Origin of the sequence: Enterobacter sp. MGH 4 (genome assembly GCF_000534735.1) — a bacterium.
Lineage (GTDB): Bacteria > Pseudomonadota > Gammaproteobacteria > Enterobacterales > Enterobacteriaceae > Enterobacter > Enterobacter intestinihominis.
This window is the reverse complement of sequence record NZ_KI973289.1, coordinates 2,128,885-2,150,999: the sequence shown is the minus strand read 5'-3', so window position 1 is coordinate 2,150,999 and position 22,115 is coordinate 2,128,885. Positions and strand designations below refer to the sequence as shown.

23 protein-coding genes are annotated in these 22,115 nt (G+C 60.1%); 13 read left to right on the top strand and 10 right to left on the bottom strand.

Annotated elements, in window-relative coordinates:
* Nucleotides 1–24 precede the first annotated feature (24 nt).
* A complete protein-coding gene (fepB, locus tag L350_RS12215; RefSeq protein ID WP_032624694.1) occupies nt 25–984 on the bottom strand; it encodes a Fe2+-enterobactin ABC transporter substrate-binding protein in 960 nt (319 codons plus the stop codon).
* Nucleotides 985–1,172: 188 nt separating this feature from the next.
* Between fepB and entC the strand changes: the two genes are divergently transcribed.
* From entC to entH, 5 genes are read left to right on the top strand one after another with little or no spacing between them, the layout of a single operon-like run.
* Nucleotides 1,173–2,348, top strand: coding sequence for an isochorismate synthase EntC (entC, locus tag L350_RS12220; RefSeq protein WP_023299559.1), 1,176 nt, complete (start codon nt 1,173–1,175; stop codon nt 2,346–2,348).
* A gap of 9 nt (nt 2,349–2,357) precedes the next feature.
* Nucleotides 2,358–3,968 (top strand): (2,3-dihydroxybenzoyl)adenylate synthase EntE, encoded by a 1,611-nt coding sequence (entE, locus tag L350_RS12225; RefSeq protein ID WP_032624693.1) that lies wholly within the window; start codon nt 2,358–2,360, stop codon nt 3,966–3,968.
* Between the two features lie 10 nt (nt 3,969–3,978).
* Entirely contained in the window at nt 3,979–4,833 is an 855-nt protein-coding gene (locus L350_RS12230; RefSeq protein WP_022647383.1) for an isochorismatase, read from the top strand.
* Complete coding sequence (entA, locus tag L350_RS12235; RefSeq protein WP_015571174.1) at nt 4,833–5,585, top strand: 2,3-dihydro-2,3-dihydroxybenzoate dehydrogenase EntA; 753 nt, start codon at nt 4,833–4,835, stop codon at nt 5,583–5,585. The genes L350_RS12230 and entA overlap by 1 nt, the downstream gene beginning before the upstream one ends.
* Nucleotides 5,585–5,998: a proofreading thioesterase EntH gene (entH, locus tag L350_RS12240; RefSeq protein WP_022647384.1), complete on the top strand. Its 414-nt coding sequence runs from the start codon at nt 5,585–5,587 to the stop codon at nt 5,996–5,998. Before entA ends, entH begins: the two co-directional genes overlap by 1 nt.
* 90 nt (nt 5,999–6,088) lie before the next feature.
* On the opposite strand, the gene L350_RS12245 is transcribed toward entH, so the two are convergent.
* Genes L350_RS12245 through L350_RS12255 form a run of 3 tightly spaced genes read right to left on the bottom strand, consistent with a single transcriptional unit; the run spans nt 6,089 to nt 8,371 of the window.
* The gene (locus tag L350_RS12245; protein ID WP_032624692.1) at nt 6,089–7,201 is read right to left on the bottom strand and encodes a M20 family metallopeptidase; all 1,113 of its coding nucleotides are present in this window, start codon (nt 7,199–7,201) and stop codon (nt 6,089–6,091) included.
* A gap of 13 nt (nt 7,202–7,214) precedes the next feature.
* Entirely contained in the window at nt 7,215–7,679 is a 465-nt protein-coding gene (locus L350_RS12250; RefSeq protein WP_023305665.1) for a YjiG family protein, read from the bottom strand.
* Nucleotides 7,676–8,371, bottom strand: coding sequence for a nucleoside recognition domain-containing protein (locus L350_RS12255; protein WP_032624691.1), 696 nt, complete (start codon nt 8,369–8,371; stop codon nt 7,676–7,678). Before L350_RS12255 ends, L350_RS12250 begins: the two co-directional genes overlap by 4 nt.
* Before the next feature lie 268 nt (nt 8,372–8,639).
* Here L350_RS12255 and cstA point away from each other — a divergent pair, with 268 nt between their 5' ends.
* Both cstA and L350_RS12265 read left to right on the top strand, forming a co-directional pair.
* Nucleotides 8,640–10,745 (top strand): pyruvate/proton symporter CstA, encoded by a 2,106-nt coding sequence (gene cstA / locus L350_RS12260; protein WP_022647390.1) that lies wholly within the window; start codon nt 8,640–8,642, stop codon nt 10,743–10,745.
* 60 nt (nt 10,746–10,805) lie between these two features.
* Nucleotides 10,806–11,003 carry a YbdD/YjiX family protein gene (locus tag L350_RS12265; protein WP_006809671.1) on the top strand — a complete coding sequence of 66 codons (198 nt, stop codon included), beginning with the start codon at nt 10,806–10,808 and terminating at the stop codon, nt 11,001–11,003.
* Here the strand turns inward: L350_RS12265 and L350_RS12270 are convergent.
* From L350_RS12270 to L350_RS12285, 4 genes are all read right to left on the bottom strand, one after another.
* Nucleotides 11,000–11,404: a helix-turn-helix domain-containing protein gene (locus L350_RS12270; protein WP_032624690.1), complete on the bottom strand. Its 405-nt coding sequence runs from the start codon at nt 11,402–11,404 to the stop codon at nt 11,000–11,002. The two genes, L350_RS12265 and L350_RS12270, sit on opposite strands and share 4 nt — an antisense overlap.
* Entirely contained in the window at nt 11,379–11,681 is a 303-nt protein-coding gene (locus L350_RS12275; protein WP_032624689.1) for a type II toxin-antitoxin system RelE family toxin, read from the bottom strand. Before L350_RS12275 ends, L350_RS12270 begins: the two co-directional genes overlap by 26 nt.
* A gap of 183 nt (nt 11,682–11,864) precedes the next feature.
* On the bottom strand, nt 11,865–12,608 hold the full coding sequence (locus tag L350_RS12280; RefSeq protein ID WP_006809669.1) for an SDR family NAD(P)-dependent oxidoreductase: 744 nt from the start codon (nt 12,606–12,608) through the stop codon (nt 11,865–11,867).
* A 57-nt stretch (nt 12,609–12,665) separates the two neighbouring features.
* Nucleotides 12,666–13,754 (bottom strand): oxidoreductase, encoded by a 1,089-nt coding sequence (locus tag L350_RS12285; protein WP_032624688.1) that lies wholly within the window; start codon nt 13,752–13,754, stop codon nt 12,666–12,668.
* A gap of 159 nt (nt 13,755–13,913) precedes the next feature.
* Between L350_RS12285 and L350_RS12290 the strand changes: the two genes are divergently transcribed.
* From L350_RS12290 to L350_RS12305, 4 genes are all read left to right on the top strand, one after another.
* Nucleotides 13,914–15,416, top strand: coding sequence for a sugar ABC transporter ATP-binding protein (locus L350_RS12290; RefSeq protein WP_032624687.1), 1,503 nt, complete (start codon nt 13,914–13,916; stop codon nt 15,414–15,416).
* Entirely contained in the window at nt 15,413–16,408 is a 996-nt protein-coding gene (locus L350_RS12295) for an ABC transporter permease (protein ID WP_032624686.1), read from the top strand. Before L350_RS12290 ends, L350_RS12295 begins: the two co-directional genes overlap by 4 nt.
* A gap of 19 nt (nt 16,409–16,427) precedes the next feature.
* Nucleotides 16,428–17,492 (top strand): sugar ABC transporter substrate-binding protein, encoded by a 1,065-nt coding sequence (locus L350_RS12300; RefSeq protein WP_023299568.1) that lies wholly within the window; start codon nt 16,428–16,430, stop codon nt 17,490–17,492.
* A gap of 83 nt (nt 17,493–17,575) precedes the next feature.
* Nucleotides 17,576–18,817, top strand: a complete 1,242-nt coding sequence (locus tag L350_RS12305; RefSeq protein ID WP_023299569.1) for an LVIVD repeat-containing protein — start codon at nt 17,576–17,578, stop codon at nt 18,815–18,817.
* A gap of 87 nt (nt 18,818–18,904) precedes the next feature.
* On the opposite strand, the gene mtnK is transcribed toward L350_RS12305, so the two are convergent.
* Nucleotides 18,905–20,104 (bottom strand): S-methyl-5-thioribose kinase, encoded by a 1,200-nt coding sequence (mtnK, locus tag L350_RS12310; RefSeq protein WP_032624685.1) that lies wholly within the window; start codon nt 20,102–20,104, stop codon nt 18,905–18,907.
* A 102-nt stretch (nt 20,105–20,206) separates the two neighbouring features.
* On the opposite strand from mtnK, the gene mtnA reads away from it, so the two are divergent.
* A complete protein-coding gene (mtnA, locus tag L350_RS12315) occupies nt 20,207–21,223 on the top strand; it encodes an S-methyl-5-thioribose-1-phosphate isomerase (RefSeq protein WP_032624684.1) in 1,017 nt (338 codons plus the stop codon).
* Nucleotides 21,224–21,266: 43 nt separating this feature from the next.
* Complete coding sequence (locus tag L350_RS12320) at nt 21,267–21,737, top strand: SRPBCC family protein (protein WP_032624683.1); 471 nt, start codon at nt 21,267–21,269, stop codon at nt 21,735–21,737.
* Nucleotides 21,738–21,798: 61 nt separating this feature from the next.
* On the opposite strand, the gene L350_RS12325 is transcribed toward L350_RS12320, so the two are convergent.
* Nucleotides 21,799–22,071 carry a helix-turn-helix domain-containing protein gene (locus L350_RS12325; protein ID WP_032624682.1) on the bottom strand — a complete coding sequence of 91 codons (273 nt, stop codon included), beginning with the start codon at nt 22,069–22,071 and terminating at the stop codon, nt 21,799–21,801.
* Nucleotides 22,072–22,115: the final 44 nt, after the last annotated feature.

Below are 22,115 nucleotides of genomic sequence, written 5' to 3'. Positions count from 1 at the left end.
CCGGGCCTACGGGGAACGTGCCACTTATTTAAAAATTGAATTCAAACGCTGCAACACCAACATCGCGCTGTAATAATCCAGGCGGAACGTCTCGGTTCCTAATGCCCAGACGCGCTTGTTCTTCACCGACGGCAGATGCGCCAGCAGCGGGTTGGCGTAAATCGCGTCCACGTCTTTCTGATCGCCGGCAAACACGAACAGCCCTTCGCCGTTCAGCCCCGTAGCCAGGTTTTCACCCCCTAACTGGATAATGTCGTGGCGTTTGCCCTGACTTTTTGAGGTGTGCAACCCGGCAGGCACGTCGGCCAGCGTAAAGCCCAACTGGTGCAAAAGCTTGCCCTGCGCGGAGTCTGTCGTCCACAGGTTCGCCGTGTGCGCCGCGGCGGTGTAGACGATGGCGTTCACCGGCTGTGGCGGCAGCTTCATCTGCTGTTTCACCTTGGCGAGCTGTTTGTCGAAGGCAGCGATGCGCTCTGCGGCCTGTGTCTCCTGCCCGGTGATCGTCCCCAGTTGGGTCAGCAGTTCCTGCCAGCTTTTGTCGTCGTAGTTAATGATAAGCGTCGGCGCGATGGCGGAAAGCTGATCGTAGAGCGCCAGCGCGGAATCCCCGCCGGTGGCGCTGATCAAAATCAGGTCCGGCATCTGGGCCGCGACGGCTTCGGCGCTCGGCTCGCCGATGTACAGCCGGGCAACCTTACGCTGTTTGGCGATATCGCCCCACTGACTTAAAAAGCCCTGCGCATCCGCCACGCGGTTGTTTGGCGTGGTCGCGCCGCTGGCAATGACCGGCGCGTCAATGGCCAGCAGGGAGCCGGTTAAGGTCACGCTGGTGGAGACAATGCGCGTCGGTTTGCTCTCAAGCGTGTGAACGCCGCGGCTGTCGGTGACCTGGCGCGGCCAGTCGGCGGCGACGGCTGAGGTTAGTCCTAAAACAAAAAGTCCTGTTAAAAGAAGGGCATTGCGGCAAACGGCAGCGATTTTCACAGAGCGGCATCCTGATTTTATTGAAGATAATGCTTCTCATTTTCAGGGCTGTAGGGAAGGGATGCAAGCGTTTGTCGCACAAGTTATTTGCCCGACGGTTGACAGCGGGGCGATGTGGGATTAGGTTAGCCGACGAAAATATAAATGATAATCATTATTGCTTCTTTTATCATTTTAAGGAGGATGATATGGACACGTCCCTGGCTGAGGAAGTTCAGCACACCGCGACAACGCTGCAATCAGACAGCTTTTTCTTTATGTCGCCTTACCGCAGTTTTACCACGTCCGGCTGTTTCGCCCGTTTTTCTGAACCCGCCGTCGGCGGTGACGATCCGGCGGGTCCCTTTCAGCAGAAATTAGCTCAGGCTTTCCGGAATGCGAAAAACAGCGGCATTGCCCATCCGGTGATGGTAGGGGCGATCCCCTTCGATACCCGCAAACCGTCATCGCTGTTTATTCCGCAACGCTGGCAAACCTTCTCCCGCCCGGCGCGTCAGCAGTCCGCACGTTATGCCTCCGGCGCGCAGACGCTGAACGTGCAACAGCGCACCGAGATCCCGTCGCAGCCGGTTTTCGAGGAGATGGTTGCTCGCGCCGCGTCGCTCACCGCTACGCCGCAGGTGAATAAGGTGGTGCTGTCGCGCCTGATTGATATCGCTACCGACAAACAGATCGATAGCAGCGCGCTGATGGAGCGTCTTATCGCCCAGAACCCGGCGAGCTTTAACTTCCACGTACCGCTGGAAGACGGCGGCGTGCTGCTGGGCGCCAGCCCGGAACTGCTGCTGCGCAAAGAGGGCGCGCACTTTAGCTCGCTGCCGCTGGCAGGCTCTGCGCGCCGTCAGCCGGACGATGTGCTGGATCGCGAAGCGGGCACTAAGCTGCTGGCCTCCGAAAAAGACCGCCACGAGCACGATCTGGTCACGCAGGCGATGAAAACCATTCTGGAACCGCGTAGCCATCATCTGAGCATGCCGGCTTCCCCGCAGCTCATCACCACCCCGACGCTGTGGCATCTGGCCACGCCGGTAGAAGGTGAGGCACGTGAAAACGAGAACGCCCTGACGCTGGCTTGCCTGCTGCACCCGACGCCCGCGCTGAGCGGCTTCCCACATCAGGCGGCAAAAGAGCTGATTGCCGAGCTGGAGCCGTTTGACCGCGAGCTGTTCGGCGGCATCGTCGGCTGGTGCGACAGCGAAGGTAACGGCGAGTGGGTGGTAACTATCCGCTGCGCGCGGCTGCATCAAAATACCGTTCGCCTGTTTGCCGGCGCGGGCATTGTGCCTGCCTCCTCCCCGGTCGGCGAGTGGCGCGAGACGGGCGTGAAGCTCTCCACCATGCTCAACGTGTTTGGTTTGCACTAAGGAATACTCATGACCATCCCTTTTACCCGCTGGCCTGAGGAGTTTGCCCGCCGCTACCGTGAAAAAGGCTACTGGCAGGATCTGCCGCTGACCCACATCCTGACGGACCATGCGGACAGCGATACGGTCGCGATAATTGACGGCGATCGCCGCATCACCTACCGCGCGTTTAATCAGGCGGTGACGAATCTGGCGTCCTCCCTTCAGGCACAGGGGCTGCATCGCGGTGAGACCGCGCTGGTACAGCTTGGCAACGTGGCCGAGTTCTACATCACCTTCTTCGCGCTACTGCAAATCGGCGTCGCGCCGGTCAACGCGCTATTTAGCCATCAGCGCAGTGAACTCAACGCCTACGCGGAGCAGATCAAACCCGCCGTGCTGATTGCCGATCGCGACCACGCGCTGTTCTCGGGCGATGATTTTCTCAACACCGTTGTGGATGCGCATCGCTCGGTACGCGTTGTGCTGCTGCGCGGCGATAAGGGCGAACATGCGCTGGAGGCGGCGATTGCGCGCCCGGCGGACAATTTCATCCCGAACCCGACGCCCGCCGACGAAGTGGCGTTCTTCCAGCTCTCCGGCGGCAGCACCGGCACGCCGAAGCTGATCCCGCGCACGCATAACGATTACGACTACAGCATCCGTCGCAGCAACGAAATCTGCGGTATCACTGCGCACACCCGCTATCTGAACGCCCTTCCCGCGGCGCATAACTACGCCATGAGCTCGCCAGGATCGTTAGGCGTTTTCACGGCGGGTGGCTGCGTGGTGCTGGCGAACGATCCGAGCGCCACGCTCTGCTTCCCGCTGATTGAGCAGCATCAGATAAACGTCACCTCGCTGGTGCCGCCCGCGGTCAGCCTGTGGTTGCAGGCGATTGCCGACGGCGCGGGGAACGCCCAGCTGAAATCCCTCAGGCTGCTCCAGGTGGGCGGCGCGCGCCTCTCCGCCACGCTTGCGGCGCGCATTCCGGCGGAAATTGGCTGCCAGCTTCAGCAGGTATTTGGCATGGCGGAAGGGCTGGTGAACTATACCGCCCTCGACGATGCGCCGGAGCGCATCATCAATACCCAGGGCCGCCCGATGTGCCCGGACGATGAAGTGTGGGTGGCGGACGTGGACGGTAACCCGCTGCCGCGCGGGGAGGTCGGGCGTCTGATGACGCGCGGCCCTTACACCTTCCGCGGCTATTTCAACAGCCCGGACCACAACGCCAGCGCCTTCGATGCCAACGGCTTCTACTGCTCGGGCGATCTGATCGCCATCGATGAGCAGGGTTACATCACCGTGCAGGGGCGCGAGAAAGATCAGATCAACCGCGGTGGCGAGAAGATCGCCGCCGAAGAGATCGAAAACCTGCTGCTGCGCCACGACGCGGTGATCCACGCCGCGCTGGTGAGCATGGAGGACAGCCTGCTGGGCGAAAAAAGCTGCGCGTACCTGGTGGTGAAACAGCCGCTGCGCGCGGTGGAGGTGCGCCGCTTCCTGCGCGAGCAGGGCGTTGCCGAATTTAAGCTGCCGGACCGCGTGGAGAGCGTGGATGCGCTTCCGCTCACGCCGGTCGGCAAAGTTGATAAGAAACAGTTGCGCCTGTGGCTTGCTGAACGCGCCCGGGGCTGAGGAACAGAGAATGGCTATTCCAAAATTAACCGCATATGCGCTGCCAACCGCCGCCGAACTGCCGACCAGTAAAGTAAGCTGGGCGTTTGAACCGGAGCGCGCCGCGCTGCTGATCCACGATATGCAGGAGTACTTCCTGAATTTCTGGGGCGAAAATAGCGACATGATGCAGCAGGTGGTGGCGAACATCGCTAAACTGCGCGCGTACTGCAAAGAGCACAATATTCCGGTGTACTACACCGCGCAGCCGAAAGATCAGAGCGATGAAGACCGCGCCCTGCTGAACGATATGTGGGGGCCGGGTCTGACTCGCTCACCGGAGCAGCAGCGCATCGTCGCTGAGCTGACCCCGGACGAAGCGGACACCGTGCTGGTGAAGTGGCGCTACAGCGCGTTTCACCGCTCCCCGCTGGAGCAGATGCTGAAAGAGACCGGCCGCAACCAGCTTTTGATCACCGGCGTGTACGCCCACATCGGCTGCATGACCACCGCCACCGACGCCTTTATGCGCGACATCAAACCGTTCTTTATCGCCGACGCGCTGGCGGATTTCACCCGCGACGAGCACCTGATGTCGCTGAAATACGTGGCCGGACGTTCGGGCCGCGTGGTGATGACCGACGAGCTGCTGCCGTCTGTTCCGGCAACGAAAGCCGCGCTGCGTGAGCTGATCCTGCCGCTGCTGGACGAGTCCGACGAGCCGATGGATGACGAAAACCTGATCGACTACGGTCTGGATTCAGTACGGATGATGGCGCTGGCCGCCCGCTGGCGCAAAGTGCACGGCGACATTGATTTCGTGATGCTGGCAAAAAATCCGACCCTCGATGCCTGGTGGGCGCTGCTCTCCCGCGAGGTGAAGTGATGGCTTTTGATTTTACCGGTAAAACCGTCTGGGTGACGGGCGCGGGTAAGGGCATTGGCTATGCGACCGCGCTGGCATTTGTGGAGGCCGGGGCGCAGGTGACCGGGTTCGATCTGGCTTTCCCTCACGGCGAATATCCGTTTGCCACCGAAACACTGGACGTGGCGGATGCGGCGCAGGCGAGTGATGTCTGCGGGCGTTTGCTCAGCAGCCTTGAGCGGCTCGACGTGCTGGTTAACGCGGCGGGCATTCTGCGTATGGGCGCGACGGATCAGCTTTCGCAGGAGGACTGGCAGCAGACCTTTGCGGTCAACGTCGGCGGCGCGTTCAACCTGTTCCAGCAGACGATGGGCCAGTTCCGTCATCAGCAGGGCGGGGCGATTGTGACCGTAGCCTCTGACGCGGCGCACACGCCGCGCATCGGCATGAGCGCCTACGGCGCGTCGAAAGCGGCGCTGAAAAGCCTGGCGCTGACCGTCGGGCTGGAGCTGGCGGGCAGCGGCGTACGCTGTAACCTGGTGTCGCCGGGTTCTACGGATACCGACATGCAGCGCACGTTGTGGACCAGCGATGATGCGGAACAGCGGCGCATTCGCGGCTTCGGCGAGCAGTTCAAACTCGGCATTCCGCTCGGTAAAATTGCCCGTCCGCAGGAGATTGCCGCGACCGTGCTGTTCCTGGCATCCGATGCCGCCAGCCATATCACCTTGCAGGATATCGTGGTGGACGGCGGCTCCACGCTGGGGGCGTAATGATCTGGAAACGTCATTTATCCCTCGACGAACTGAATGCCACTAGTCAGAACACGATGGTGGAACACCTTGGCATCGTCTATACCCGCCTCGGGGACGATACGCTGGAAGCGGAGATGCCGGTGGATGCGCGCACCCACCAGCCGTTTGGCCTGCTGCACGGCGGTGCGTCGGCGGCGCTGGCGGAAACGCTGGGGTCGATGGCCGGTTTTCTGATGACCCGCGACGGGCAGAATGTGGTGGGCACGGAACTGAACGCTACGCACCACCGCGCGGTCTCTCACGGTAAGGTGCGCGGCGTATGTCAGCCGCTGCATCTGGGCCGCTCCAGTCAGAGCTGGGAGATTGTGGTGTTCGACGAGCAGGGGCGGCGGTGCTGTACGTGTCGGTTGAGTACGATGGTGCTGGGTTAGATTGTGCGGCGGGAGTGCCGGGTGGCGGCTTCGCCTTACCCGGCCTACGAAACATGCAGGCCCGGTAAGCGAAGCGCCACCGGGCGGTTGTTACAACATCGATACCACCCGCTTCAACAGCCGAATTCGCGGCGCAATGGACGCTTTATCCAGCCATTCCGCCGGGCTGTGGAATCCGGCGCCAACCGGCCCGAAGCCGTCAAGCGTGGGGATGCCGAGCGCGGCGGTGTGGTTGGCGTCGCTGCCACCGCCGACTGCCTGCCAGGTAATGTCGATGCCTTCCGCTTTACCCGCCGCTTCAACCTGCTGCATCAGCGCCTGCGTCGCGTCGCTCGCGGCCATCGCCGGTTTGTGATTAACCCGCGTCAGCGTGGTGGTCACGCCGTCTAAAAAGCCTTGTTCACATAACAACTCCAGCGCCTGGTTCACCCGGTCATACTCGTCGTTTTCCCAGAAGCGAACGTCCAGTTCTGCCACAGCGCTGTCCGCGACCACGTTCGCCGCGCTGCCGCCCTGAATCACGCCGACGTTAAGTGTAGTGCCGCGATCCCAGTCCGTCAGCGCATTGATGGCGATAACGCTCTTTGCCAGCGCGGTGATCGCCGAGCGGCCTTTTTCCGGGTCATTGCCCGCGTGTGCCGCCACGCCGCTAAAGGTGAGGTGATAGCCCGCCATCCCTTTACGCGCTTTCACCAGCGAACCGTCGGCGCGGGCGGCTTCGCACACCAGCACGCAGCGGGAACGCTTAGCCAGCTCGCCAATCCACTCATGGGAATGGACAGATCCGGTCTCTTCGTCCGGGTTCATCGCAACGGCAATCGCGAGACGATCGTTGTCTGCGGCGTCAAGCGCGCGCATTGCCCACAAAATATTCAGAAGTCCGCTCTTCATATCCGAGACGCCGGGGCCGTACAGGCGGGTTTCATCCTCGCTCAGCGGACGCGCGGCCACGGTGCCGGCGGGAAATACGGTACCCAGATGCCCGACCAGCAGCACGTCGAACCGTTCCGCCTGCGGCTTGTTACTGACGAAGACGCCGGGGCCCACCTTGTCGCCCAGGTTCACCTGCTCCGTATGCCAGCCTTCGCGCTGCCACAGTTGCTGCATGATGCCTGCAACAGCGGCGACGCCGTCAATCGTCTGGGTGCCGCAGTCTACGTTCACCAGGGTTTTCAGCTCTTCGATATAATGGTCAAGGTTCATGTTGACGTCCTGTTCAGAGAATAATGCGCATCAGCAGCATGGCTAAGAAAGCGTTGACCACCGAGAGGGCGATCATCAGCGGAATACGTTTGGCGCGGGTGCCAATCACCCCCAGAATGCGGCCCAGGTACTGCACCTGCGAGCCCATCAGGTAGATGGCGGGCGCCAGGATCGCCAGGTGCTCGCCGGTGAGGATGCCTTTATCAAACAGGCCGATGGCAACGCCGATCCCGCCGCCCATCGACATCCAGCCGCCAATCAGCACGGCGGCCGCTTCGCCCGGCAGGCCAAACAGGCCCATCAGCGGAGAGAAGATCGTGCCCAGCCCTTTCAGCGCGCCGGTAATTTCCAGCGCCTTGATGATGATAAAGGCCATCACCACGTTGGGCAGCGTGCTGCTGGTGGCAATGCTCCAGCCTTTGCGCGCGCCTTCGATAAACACATCGGTAATGACGGGATTGGACTGTGGGGCACTCATGCGGCGTCTCCTTTATGGGTAAACGTCAGGATCAGGCGCAGCAGATTGGCGCCGACAATTTTCATGATAAACATCACCGCGATACAGGCCCCGATGGAGGTGGGCACCGCCGCCGTGCCGTCAACGGCGAGCAGCGTGAAGAGGATCGCCCCGGAAGAGAAAAAGTTGGTGATCATCGCCCCGGCGGAGAACTGGAACATGGCGAAAACGTCTTTCTCTTTTTCGCTGATTTGCCCTTCATCAGAGAGATTACGGGTAAGCGACGCGCCCACGTCGGTACTTTGCAGGCTGCCAATCAGCGCCAGCCCGGTGGTGCCAGGGATCCCCAATAGCGGGCTCAGCAGAGGAGTTAAGAGTTTTCGCGCGGCACGCAGGGCGCCATAGTGCTCCAGCACGTTGATCATCCCCAGGGCGAACATCACCGCGGGAATTAAACCGAGCGCGAAGAGAAACCCGTCCATCGCGCCGCTGCCGCCGGTGCCGCGAAAGGCGCTGCTGGCTGTGGTTAACGTACCGTCATCCAGACTGGCTTTGCTGACCACTTTGCCAAATGCGCCGTTGAGGGTTGTGAAATCAAAGACGCCGTACCACTCTTGTCCGCCTAACAGACCCGAGAAGAAAACGGCTGCAAACGCCAGCGCGAAGTACGCGCCCGGCCCGACCTGACTATCCTGAGGTACTGAACTGTTCATATCCTTTTCCTTGTATGCACGCGATTGCGCAGGATCATTCTGGCGAGGTTATGGCCAAAAAAAATGATACAAATCATTCCGTAAGGCGGTGTCTGGCCGAAAAAGGTAAAAGTGTGAACGGTGACGCTACGAAAGTGATCGGCTTAACAATGTGGTGTAAATGTCTGGTTTGACCACACATTATTGCGTTTCAAAGTTGTTAAATTTTATCCGTTGTTCTAGAAACAAAATGTAACATCTCACTGTTTCACAACAACGGATAACCATTATGAACAACTCAGGGAAATACCTTATATGGGCAGGGCTCTCCGTTGTGGGAGCCTTTGCCCTGGGCTACATCGCCCTCAACCGGGGGGAGCAGATCAATGCGCTCTGGATCGTGGTCGCCTCCGTCTGCATTTATCTGATCGCATACCGTTTTTATGGCCGCTATATCGCGAAGACGGTACTGGGCGTAGACGGCACGCGCATGACGCCGGCCGTGCGTCATAACGATGGTCTGGACTACGTGCCGACCGATAAAAAAGTGCTGTTCGGTCACCATTTCGCGGCGATTGCCGGGGCAGGCCCGCTGGTGGGGCCGGTACTGGCCGCGCAGATGGGCTACCTGCCGGGGATGATCTGGATCCTCGCGGGGGTGGTGCTGGCGGGCGCGGTGCAGGACTTCATGGTGCTGTTCGTCTCCACCCGTCGCGACGGTCGTTCGCTGGGTGAGCTGGTGAAAGAGGAGATGGGGGCAACTGCCGGGGTGATTGCGCTGGTGGCGACCTTTATGATCATGGTCATCATCCTCGCGGTACTGGCGATGATCGTGGTGAAAGCCTTGACCCACAGCCCGTGGGGAACCTATACCGTCGCCTTCACCATTCCGCTGGCACTGTTCATGGGGATCTACATTCGCTATCTGCGTCCGGGACGCATTGGTGAAGTTTCAGTCATTGGCCTGGTGTTCCTGGTGTTTGCTATTATCTCCGGCGGCTGGGTGGCGGAAAGCCCGACCTGGGCACCGTTCTTCGACTTCACCGGCGTGCAGCTGACCTGGATGCTGGTGGGCTACGGCTTCGTGGCGGCGGTGCTGCCGGTATGGCTCCTGCTGGCCCCGCGTGACTACCTCTCTACGTTCCTGAAAATTGGTACCATCGTCGGGCTGGCGATCGGCATTCTGATTATGCGCCCGACCCTGACCATGCCTGCCCTGACCAAATTCATTGACGGTACCGGCCCGGTCTGGACCGGTAACCTGTTCCCGTTCCTGTTTATCACCATCGCCTGTGGGGCAGTGTCTGGCTTCCACGCGCTTATCGCCTCCGGGACCACGCCGAAGATGCTGGCGAATGAAAATCAGGCCTGCCTGATTGGCTATGGCGGCATGCTGATGGAATCCTTCGTGGCGATTATGGCGCTGGTCTCGGCCTGTATTATCGACCCGGGCGTGTACTTCGCGATGAACAGCCCGATGGCGGTACTGGCCCCGGCCGGCACTGTTGACGTGGTCGCCTCTGCTGCGCAGGTGGTGAGCGGCTGGGGCTTTGCGATCACCCCTGATACGTTGACGCATATCGCTAACGAGGTCGGCGAGCAGTCGATTATCTCCCGTGCGGGCGGGGCGCCGACGCTGGCGGTGGGTATGGCCTACATCCTGCACGGTGCGCTGGGCGGGCTGATGGATGTCTCGTTCTGGTATCACTTCGCCATTCTGTTCGAGGCGCTGTTTATCCTGACGGCGGTGGATGCCGGTACGCGCGCGGCGCGCTTTATGTTGCAGGATCTGCTGGGGGTGATCTCCCCGAATCTGAAACGTACCGATTCACTCCCGGCTAACCTGCTGGCGACGGCACTGTGCGTGCTGGCGTGGGGCTACTTCCTGCATCAGGGCGTGGTCGATCCGCTGGGCGGGATTAACACCCTGTGGCCGCTGTTCGGTATCGCCAACCAGATGCTGGCGGGCATGGCGCTGATGCTTTGTGCCGTAGTCCTGTTCAAGATGAAGCGCCAGCGTTACGCATGGGTGGCGCTGGTGCCAACGGCGTGGCTGCTGATCTGTACCCTGACAGCAGGCTGGCAGAAAGCTTTCAGCCCGGACAACAAGGTGGGCTTCCTGGCCATTGCCAACAAGTTCCAGGCGATGATCGACAGCGGCAAGATCCCGGCGCAGTACACCGAATCTCAGCTGTCCCAGCTGGTGTTTAACAACCGTCTGGACGCCGGGCTGACCATCTTCTTTATGGTGGTGGTTGTGGTGCTGGCGTTGTATTCTCTGAAAACCGCGCTGGCGGCGTTGAAAGTCGACACGCCAACGGCGAAAGAGACGCCGTATGAGCCAATGCCTGAGAACCTGGACGAGATTGTCACCCAGGCGAAAGGGGCGCATTAACCCGTGTGCCGGGTGGCGGCTTCGCCTTACCCGGCCTACATTTCCTGTGAGATCAGAACTATGTTCGACACCCTTTCCAAAGCAGGTAAATACTTGGGCCAGGCCGCTAAAATGATGATTGGCGTGCCGGATTACGACAACTACGTCGAGCATATGCGCGTCAACCACCCGGATCAGACGCCAATGACCTACGAAGAATTTTTCCGCGACCGCCAGGACGCCCGTTACGGCGGTAAGGGCGGGGCGAAGTGCTGTTAACCCTCTTTCGGTAAATAGAGGCTGATTTGCTCCTGCTTGCAGCCATAAATTGCCGCCAGCTTTTCGCGGGTGCGCTTTTGCGGACGGGAGTCCAGCGCTTCCAGCTGTGATACGGCGGACTGGCTGATGCCGAGTTTTTCCGCCACCTCCTGCTGGGATAGCCCGCGCAGGATACGCCACGCGGCCTGCAGGCTGACGTTCTCGCTATGCATGATGTCGCACACTTCACCCGGTAAACCTACGTTATCGTAGATATCTGATTCGTAAGGGATGTCTTCCCAGTCGTTTTCATCATCGTCATCACACTCAAGCATGGCTAAACGCATGCGAAAATATTCATCGTAGGGAATGACAACATACTGTTTTTTTCCTTCTTCATCCTTGATGAACTGAACAGTCATATTCCGTATGCTCCTCATGAAGGTAGGTGGTGGTTGTCCGGCGTTTTACCGCCACTACGTAGCAGATATCACCCGGCGGATCCCCGAAGGTGTAAATGACCCTGTAATCACCTAATCGCAACCTGTAGTGGTTTTCGGGAGAAGATAATTTCTTGATATCCGCGACAGGTGATGTTTTATCATCCATCTTCTCCAGCCTGAATTTAATGCGGTTCTGATATCGCGTATCGATTTTAGAAAATTGCTTCTCTGCTGTTTTTGACCACACGATCTTCATCCGTACCTCCACTGTACTCCCACACAAAATATAAGGAAATAATAAGACTATTAGATAAATTCCGAATTTCTTATGGGGTACTGTAGAGCGGAAAAAAAGCGCAGGTAAGAGGCAAAACGCAAACCGTCGAGGCGGCTCGAAAAGGCCTCTGCTGGGCGACAGAGGCTTGCAGGAAAATTGCGATCAGGCGTTCAAACCGCCATCCACGTCCAGACCGGTGCCTGAGATCTGCCCGGCTGCCGGGCTGGCAAGGAAGGTGACCGCCGCCGCGACGTCTTCCGGCTGGCCGTAATGGCCCAGGGCAATAAGCTGACGCTGTGAGTCAGCCTGTTCACCGTCTTCCGGGTTCATATCGCTGTTGGTCGGGCCGGGATGAACCAGGTTGACGGTAATGCCGCGCGGGCCTAAATCGCGGGCCAGACCCCGGGTAAGGGAGTTTAGGGCCGATTTGGTCATCGAGTAGACGGCGATCCCCGGCTGTGCCACGCGGTTCGCCAGACAGCTGCCGATGTTGATGATGCGTCCGCCGTCAGACATATGCACCAGCGCTTCCTGAATGGCGATCACCACGCCGCGGATATTGACGTTGATCAGAGCGTCGATGTCCGCCAGGGTCATGGACTCCAGCGGGCCGCCGCGTGCAATCCCGGCGTTATTGACCAGAATATCCAGCCCGCCGAGGGAGCGCGCCGCCTGCGTGACCGCATCCTGAATCGCCTGCGCGCTGGCGCTGTCGGCCTGAATCGCCTCGCCGTGTCGCCCCAGCGCGTTGATTTCATCGACGACCTGCTGGGCTTTATCGACGGATTTTTCGTAGGTGATAACCACATCGGCACCGGCACGTGCCAGCGACAGCGCAATCGCCCGACCCAGCCCACGACTGGCGCCGGTGACCAGCGCCTTTTTACCTGTTAAATCGATCTGCATGATGACCTCGTTGCAAGAGTGGAGAGAATCATCATTAGGTATAGCCCGTCGGCGCGATTAACGGCTGAAGGATTCCACCTTCTCAAACGCGGCGCGCAGAACGTCAGGGCTTAACGTAATCGGTAAAAAGTGAATCGACTCCACCGGGCGCAGGGTGTGGGCAATGACCTTGTCCAGCTCGTCGCGGTTATGGATATCGACCTCCAGCGCGCGAAGCGTGGTCGGCAGGTTAAAACGCTGGTATGCCGCCACCAGCTGCGTCAGCACGTCCTCCTGACCGAGCAGGGCGCTTTGCACCAGAATGCCGTAGGCCACCTTGGTGCCGTGGAGGTATTTTTCCGTCTGCGGCAGCACGGTTAAGCCGTTGTGCACCGCATGTGCCGCCGCCACGCGGGTATAGCGTTCGCCCAGACCGCCGACCATACCGCCACCGGCGATAACGGCGTCCACCACGTCCCGAAACGCCTGCGTCTGGTCGCCGCGCTGCTGGTCGGCCAGCGCCTCTTCGCTGCGCTCCAGCAGCACGTCGCGGATCGCCAGCGCACCGTTCAGGCCAAGACGCACGGTCAGCGGCAGGTTTTCCGGTTCAGGGGCGAGTACCGCCGCTTCGTACCACTTCGCCAGCGTATCGCCGATGCCTGCCAACAGGTATTCCGCCGGGGCGTTAAGGATGATTTGCGGCTCCACCAGCACCAGATAGTTGGCGTCGTCAAAAATCTCAAACTGTAGCGCCTGCCCGGCATCGTTGTACCACACGGAGAGCGGGGTCCACGCCGCGCAGGTGGCGGCGATGGTGGGAATGCCCACGAACGGCACGCCCAGACGACGCGCCACGGCCTTGACGGTATCCATTACCGCACCGCCGCCCACGCCAATCACCACGCTGGCTTCACCACCCGACGCGTTCACCAGATGAGTGACGTCACGCTCGCTGCAATGGCCCTTAAACAGCAGATGTTTTGCCCCCGTCGCGTTAAAACTCTCCGGCAGATAAGGGCGTGCGCCCTCGATAGCCCGCTCGCCGTAGATCCACACCGCGCGGGAAAGCTGTTCCGGAGTAAAGAAATCATCCAGGTGCGCAAGGCTTCCCGGATGAGAGAAGTAGTTCGCCGGACCGGGCACGACGCGGATATCGGTGTTGCTCATGAAGTTGTCCTTTTTTAGCAAGCGCTAACCCGATGTTATGTCTGGACATCCGGATGGCTAATAATATTTCGCTTTATCTTATGCCTTTTCCGTCGTTGTCAGTCAACCGGAGCTGTGAAAAATTCGCTAAATCAGAAGAGTAATGAAGGATTTACGCGGATGGTTTCCAGTCGCCTTGAGATGCGCGGTATCAGCCTGGCCTTTTCCGGCTTTCAGGCCCTGTCGCGCGTGGATTTCACCCTGAATGGCGGGTCGGTGCATGCGCTGACCGGCGCCAACGGCGCGGGAAAATCGACGCTGATGGCGGTGCTGTGTGGGACGCACGATCGTTATGAAGGCGAAATCTGCATTAACAACCAGCCGGTAAGCATCCGCGAGCCGCTGGACGCCAAACGGCTCGGTATCCACCTTGTGCAGCAGGAGGTGGACGTGGCGCTGATCCCCGGGCTGAGCATTGCGGAGAACATTATGCTCGACCAGCTGGCGCAGCCGGGACACCGCTACAGCTGGCGCGCGATTCGTCAGCAGGCGCGGCAGGCGCTGGCGCAGCTGGATGTTTCGCTGGACGTTCGCCGTTCCATCGACAACTGCACGCTGGCTGAAAAGCAGCAGATTTTGCTGGCGCGGGCGCTCTCGCACCACTGCCGTTTTCTCATTCTTGATGAGCCCACCGCGCCGCTGGACGCGCACGAAAGCGAGCGTCTGTTTGCGGTAGTAAGACGTCTGCAACAGCAGGGCATTGGCGTGGTGTTTATTTCTCACCGCATTCACGAGCTGAAGGCCATCTGCGACACCCTGACGGTGCTGCGCGACGGCAGGCTGATTGAGTCCGGCCCGATGGCGGATCTGAGCGGAGAGGAGATCGTCGAGAAGATGCTCGGCCACGAGCTGAGCGATATCTATCCGCCCCCGCGACCGCCGCACGGCGAAGAGACGCTGCTGCGCGTCGACGGGCTTCACGACGATGTCCTGTTGAAAGACATCTCCCTGCATCTGCGCAAAGGTGAAATCCTCGGCATTGCCGGGCTGGTGGGGGCGGGGAAAACCGAACTCTGCAAGGCGCTGTTTGGCGCCAGCAAAAGCCGCGTGGCGCGCGGCGAGCTGAACCATCAGGCCTGGAAACCGCGCGATCCGGCAGACTCGGTGCTACGCGGTCTGGCGCTGGTGCCGGAGGAGCGGCGCAAAGAGGGCATTTTTATCGACGAGCCGGTGAGCATGAACCTTGCCGTGTGTGCCGATAACAGCTTCTCGCGCTGGAGCCTGTTTGGTCATCGTCAGGCGTGGCGCTGGGCGGAAGAGGTGATTGCCCGCGTCGGCGTGCGCACGCGCGGGCCGGGGCAGGTGCTGCGTCGGCTTTCCGGCGGTAACCAGCAGAAGGTCGCCATCGGGAAATGGCTGCGCAATGACGCCAGCGTGCTGATATTTGACGAGCCGACCAAAGGCGTGGACGTGAAGGCCAAAACCGATCTGTTTCAGCTGATCGACGGCCTGGCGCGCGAGGGCAAAGGGGTGATTTACGCCTCGGGTGAATTTGCCGAGCTGGTCGGTCTGTGCGACCGCATCTGCGTGCTGTGGGACGGGCGCATCGTGGCGGAAATCGCCGGGGCAGAGGCCCGGGAAGAAACACTACTTTATTATTCAACCGGAGGAACGGCGTCGTGAGCAAGGCCCTTTCAGTGACCACGGCGGCGTCTGGCCGTCAGCAGATTTTCGATTTTCTTTATAAGTGGGGCATGCTGCTGACCGTCGTCGCGCTGGTGGCGGTGTTTGGCCTGGCGTCGGACAACTTCCTCGACCCGAACAACATCATCAACATTCTGCGCTCGATTGCCATCGTGACGGTGATTGCCGTTGGCGTCTCTATTTCGCTGACCGTCGGCGGGTTCGACCTCTCCGTAGGATCTACCGCGTCGCTGGCGAACGCGCTGGTGATTTCGCTTTTCGTCTGGCACGGCTTCGGCACCACCGAGTCGATTCTGCTGACCCTCGCGCTCTGTACGCTGGTCGGCCTGTTTAACGCCTTTCTGATCGTCATCCTGCGCATTCCGGACATGCTCGCGACCCTTGCCAGCCTGTTTGTCATTCAGGGTGTGGCGATGACCTACAGCTACGGCGGGTCGATTACCGAGAACATGGTACTGCCGAGCGGCGACATGGCGGAAGGGACCATTCCGGCGGCGTTTGGCCTGCTCGGGCAGGTGCCGACCATTGTGATCGTCATGCTGGTGGTGACGATTCTGGCACAGCTGGGCCTGTCGCTGACCACCCATGGACGCCGGATGTACGCCATTGGCGGCAACCCCGAAGCCGCGCGCCTCTCCGGCATTCGCACCACCCGCTACAAAGTGGCAGCCTACGTGATTGCCTCCCTGCTGGCGGGGCTGGGCGGCATTCTGCTGGCCTCGCGTATTGGTTCATCGCAGGTGAATGCGGGCGGCGGCTACCTGATGGACGCGGTGGCGGCGGCGTGGATCGGCTTCTCGCTGGCCGGATCCGGCAAGCCGAACGCGCTGGGTACGCTGGTGGGGGCGGTGATCCTCGGCGTGCTGTCGAACGGGCTGGTGATGCTCTCCGTGCCGTATTACGCCATGGACATTATAAAAGGGCTGGTGCTCGCGGTAGCGCTGGCGATTACCTACATACAAAAACGCTGACAACACAACGGGATAATAAATGAAAAAGATTGCGCTCTCTTTGGTAGCTCTTGGGTTACTCACTTCTCTGCCGGGCCTGGCGGCTACCCCCGCGCCGGTTCCGACCGCCATTGCCAGCCATGACGGCCCGATCCGCATCGCGGTGATCCGCAACCTGGGCTCGGACGACAACACCACGCAGTTTGTTGCCGGGGCGATTCAGGAAGGGAAAAAGCTCGGCTTTAAGGTCAGCACCTTTTTAAGTAACGGGGACGACGCCAAATTCCAGGATTTCGTTAACCAGGCCATCAGCCAGAAATACGACGGGATTATTCTCTCTCAGGGGCGCGATCCGTACTCCACCGCGCTGGTGAAGAAGGCGGTGGATGCCGGGATCAAAGTTTCGGTGTTTGATACCGCTGTGAACGGCGAGATCCCGGGCGTAACCGTTACCCAGCAGGACGATGCCTCCCTGACCAACCTCTCTTTCGGCCAGCTGGCGAAAGATTTCAACGGCAAGGCCAATATCGTCAAGCTATGGGTCGCGGGCTTCCCGCCGATGGAGCGCCGTCAGGCGGCCTACAAAGAACTGCAAAAGCAGTACCCGGAGATTAAAGAGCTGGAGTCCATCGGCGCGGTCTCTTCTGACGTGCAGGGCGACACTGCCAACAAGGTGGGCGCGATCCTCGCGAAATACCCGAAAGGTAAAATCGATGCCATCTGGGGTACCTGGGATGCCTTCAGCCAGGGCGCGTATAAGGCGCTGAAAGAGAACGGCCGAACCGAGATCAAACTCTACAGCATCGACATCTCCAACCAGGATTTACAGCTGATGCGCGAGCCGGGTAGCCCATGGGCAGTGAGCGTGGCGGTGGATCCGAAGCTGATTGGCGCGACCAACGTACGCCTGATTGCCAATAAGATTGCCGGAGAAGCGACGCCTGCCACTTACGATTTCAAGGCGGCGGCCATTCCGCAGGCGCTGCTGACCGCCCAGCCGGGCGCGGTGAACGTGGCGTCTCTGGGGAAAATCATTCCGGGCTGGGGCCAGACGGAAGATTTTGTTGCGCCGTGGTTTGCGACGCTGGAAGCCAGGTCAAAATAATGGCCGGTGGCGCTTCGCTTACCGGATCTACGGTGTTGTAGGCCGGATAAGGCGCAGCCGCCATCCGGCGAAAGGACTTATACATGTCTGCATTACCTCAACCCGAATACAGCCGCAATATGCGGCTGATTGGCCATAGCGATCAGGGCGGTCGCCCGGACGGCGTGCAGCTGATGGTACACCGCGGTTTCGCCTATATCGGCCATATGGTGTCGCAGGGCTTTTCGATAGTGGATGTGCGCGACCCGAAAAAACCAAAAGCCGCAGGATACGTGCCTGCGCCGCCGGGTACCTGGAATGTGCATCTCCAGGCGCATGACGACCTGCTGCTGGTGATCAACGCCCGGGATCTGTTTGCCGATGCGCGTTTTGCCGACGAGAAGGTCTACTACACCCGCCAGGTGGGGGAGACCGTCAGCGATGTGCAGGATAAAGGCTGGAGCGCCGGGCTTCGCGTCTTTGATATCTCCACACCGGACAGGCCACGCGAGATAGGCTTTTTATCGCTGAGCGGCATCGGCATTCACCGCATCTGGTACGTCGGTGGCCGCTGGGCGTATGTCTCAGCGCTGATAGACGGCTTTACCGACTACATCTTTCTGACCATCGATCTGGCGGACCCGCGCAAGCCTGAAGTGGCGGGACGCTGGTGGCTGCCGGGGATGAATCAGGCCGAAGGCGAACAGCCGAACTGGCCGGAAGGCAAACGCTACGCCCTGCACCATGCGATTATTGCAGGCGATACCGCGTACGGCAGCTGGCGCGACGGTGGCCTGACGCTGCTGGACGTGAAGGACCGCACCCGGCCTAAGCTCATTAGCCACCGTAACTGGAGCCCGCCGTTTGGCGGCGGGACGCACACCGCGCTTCCGCTGCCGGATCGCGACCTGCTGGTGGTGCTGGACGAGGCGGTGCTGGATAACCAGCAGGACGGCGAGAAGCTGATCTGGCTGTTTGATATCCGCGAGCCGTCGAACCCGGTGAGCATTTCTACCTTCCCGCAGCCGGATGAAACCGACTACGTGGCGAAAGGGGCGCATTTCGGCCCGCACAACCTGCACGAAAACCGGCCGGGGAGCTTTGTCAGCTCAACGCTGATCTTCGCGACGTACCAGAACGCGGGCGTGCGCGCGTATGACATTTCCAATCCGTATCGCCCGGTGGAAACGGGGGCGCTGGTGCCCGCGGCGCCGGAAAAGATGATGGATACGCGGCCCAATCGCCCGCAGGTGATCCAGTCGTGCGACGTGTTTGTGGATGCGCAGGGGATTATTTACAGCACGGATTATAACGGTGGGATGTCGGTGATTGAGTATCTGGGGTGAGTTTTTGCCGGGTGGCGGCTTCGCCTTACCGGGCCTACATTTTGCACCCGTAGGCCCGGTAAGCGCAGCGCCACCGGGCAAACGTTCTCAACTGTACTGCCGCACTCGCGCTACCAGCTCTTCCGCGCTGTCGATGCGGTCAGCAATCACAATCAGCGCCTTGCCGAGGGATATCGCGTGGCGCAGGCATTCGTGACGCATCGCTTCATCCTGAATGGTGTCGATATCCGCCACATGGGAAAGCCCGACGCTGCGGCGAATCAGCTCGGTGCCGCAGAATCCGATGGCATCGTGCCAGACCTTTTTCAGGAACGCAGAGGCATAGCCCGGCGCGCTGAGCGCGGCGTCGCGCGTTTTCTCGTTCGCCAGCGCCTGGAAGCGCTCCGCGAAGGTGTTCCACAGTTCCTGAATATCGGTCAGGCGCTGCTCGCGCGCGGCGGCGGCATCGCGAATGCCCAGATGCCCCGGCAGGCCGCAGAAGTTCAGCAGCAGGTTGCCGATGGCGGTGCCAACGTCAAAGCCAATCGGGCCAAAGTAGCCGAACTCGGCGTCGATGGCCTTCAGGCTGCCGTCGGCCACAAAAATTGAGCCGCTGTGAATGTCCCCGTGCAGCAGGGCTTCGGCATGCGAAAAGAAGCGGTGCTTCAGGGAGGCCACGGCGATTTTAAGCTGGGCGTCGTCGCGCAGGGCGGCAACATCGTTCTCCAGATCGGCCGGGTAGCTGTTGCGCGCGTGGATCTGGTACGGATCGTTAAAGAACAGATCTTCGGTGATCTCGCACATCTCCGGGTTGATGAATTTTGCCACCTGCGCTTTTTTCTCGTGCGGATGCAGATAAAAATCGCTGGTGTGGAACAGGGTGTGAGCCAGATATTCACCCAGCTGCCGCGCCGCCTGCGGGTAGTAAATGTTGTTAATCAGCTCGCCGCGCCAGATGCGATGGCTGGAGAGATCTTCCATCACCATCACCGCCAGTTTCGGGTCAAAGTGGTGGATTTTCACCGTGTGCTCAGGGCTGTGCTTGTAATGCTCGACCAGGGTTTGCGCCTCCAGGCGAGCGCGATCCAGCGTCAGCGGCCAGGACTCGCCGACGCAGCGCACATAGGGCAGCGCCTGCTTAACGACGATGCGGCTCACCCCCGCGCTATCGAATATTTTAAAGACCAGGTTGAGGTTGCCGTCGCCGATTTCCTGCGCCTCCACCAGCGATGACGGATCGTCAAGTCCGCCAAACTGCCTGGCATACTCCACGGCGTCCTGAGCGGTAAAGGTACGGTATTGCGACATGGCCTGCTCCTCAGTTTTGCTAATTAAGACATGTAGACGTCTATACATCTGGATTTCATCCTGACACAATGTGCTACAACAACGCAACAGGAAATTAACGACATGCAGACATTACAGACGACCAGCCTGCGGGTGGCGAATAATCAGCTCTTTATTCTCGACCAGCAGGCGCTTCCGCAGGAGAAACGCTGGCTGGATGCCTCGACGGTGGAGGCGCTGGTTGGGCATATCCACGCTCTGCGCGTGCGTGGCGCGCCGTTGATTGGTCTCTCTGCAAGCCTGCTGCTGGCGCTGTTAGCGGAAAGCGGTAAAGGCCGCGACGAGCTGGCGGCGGCGCTGGAGACCCTGCGTGCCTCCCGCCCGACGGCGGTGAACCTGATGAACAATCTCGACCGCATGAAGATTGCGCTGTGGCAGGAAGCGTTCGTTCAGGCGCTGGTGGCTGAAGCGCTGCGCCTGATTAATGAAGACAAACGGCTTTGCGACGCGATTGCGAAAGCGGGTAGCGCGCTGGTGAAGCCCGGCAGCCGCCTGCTGACCCACTGCAATACCGGCGGGCTGGCAACGGCGGGCGTCGGTACGGCGCTGGGTGTGATTGCCCGCGCGCATCAGGAAGGCAACGTCAGCAACGTCTGGGTGGATGAAACCCGTCCGCTGTTGCAGGGCGGCAGGCTGACCGCATGGGAGCTGGGCGAGCTGGGCGTGCCGTATCAGCTGATTACTGACTCCATGGCCGCCAGCCTGATGGCAAAAGGGCAGGTGGATGCCGTGTGGGTGGGGGCAGACCGCATTGCCGCCAACGGCGACGTGGCGAACAAAATCGGCACCTATTCCCTGGCGGTGCTGGCGAAGTTCCACGGTATTCCGTTCTACGTCGCCGCCCCGCAAACGACCCTCGACCGGGACTGCCCGAACGGTGACGCGATCCCGATTGAGCAGCGCGCGGCCAGCGAAGTGACGGGCGTGGCGGGAAGCTTTGGCGCGGTGCAGTGGGCGCCGCAAGAGGCGCAGGTCTATAACCCGGCGTTTGACGTTACCCCCGCCTCGCTGATTAGCGGCTGGGTGCTGGATACGGGCGTGGTCACCCCTGAAGAGGTAGCGAAAGGGAAATTCGCCTGAGTGGGACTATCCTTGTAAGGGGTTCCCTTTAGAGGACGTTATCGTGACGCTCGATCCTGAAACAGATTTAAAACTGGAACGCGTGGTGGACGCACCGCGCGACCTGCTGTGGCTCTGCTGGACCACACCGGAGCACATCAAAAACTTCTTCATTCCTGCTCCCCATAAGGTGACTGAATGCGACCTCGATCTGCGTGTGGGTGGGCGGTTCAATACCGTGTTTGAGGTGGACGGGCAGCGGATGGATAACCGGGGCGTATTTCTTGAAATCGATCCGGGGAACAAGCTGGTCTTTACCGATGGCTATACTGAGGGCTGGAAGCCGGCTGAAAAGCCGTTTATGACAGCGATCCTGCTGCTGGAAGATGTGGGGGAGGGCAAGACCCGCTACACGGCGATTGCGCGTCACCCAACGAAGGAAATCCGCGAGCAGCATGAACAGATGGGCTTCCACGAAGGGTGGGACGTGGTGTTGGATCAGCTGGTGGGGTATGTGAAAGGGCTGAAACGGTAGTGCCCTTAGACCCCCTCTCCCTTGAGGGAGAGGGCTGGGGTGAGGGGGGAGAATTCATTGATTATGTTGAAGACAGATTTCTCTTTTTGGTATTCCTCATCTGACGAAATACTCGCTCTCCCTTTTCATCAAAGTATCTTTCCGGCCATATCACATCGGGTGGAATGTCTGGCGCCTGAGCGATAAGCAGTTCACCTTTAGGCCATGGTCGGGTAAGCGCATTTGCCAGTGTGGATGAGGAAAGGCCAGCCTTTCTGGACAACGCAGCCAGGCTTGTTCCATGTTTCTTTAGTGCAGCGATAATGTCGGCCGGGTGCCAGTTCTGATGTTGCATTGTGTCCTCCTTACATGTGTTCGTTACGTGCTCAATTATCCTAT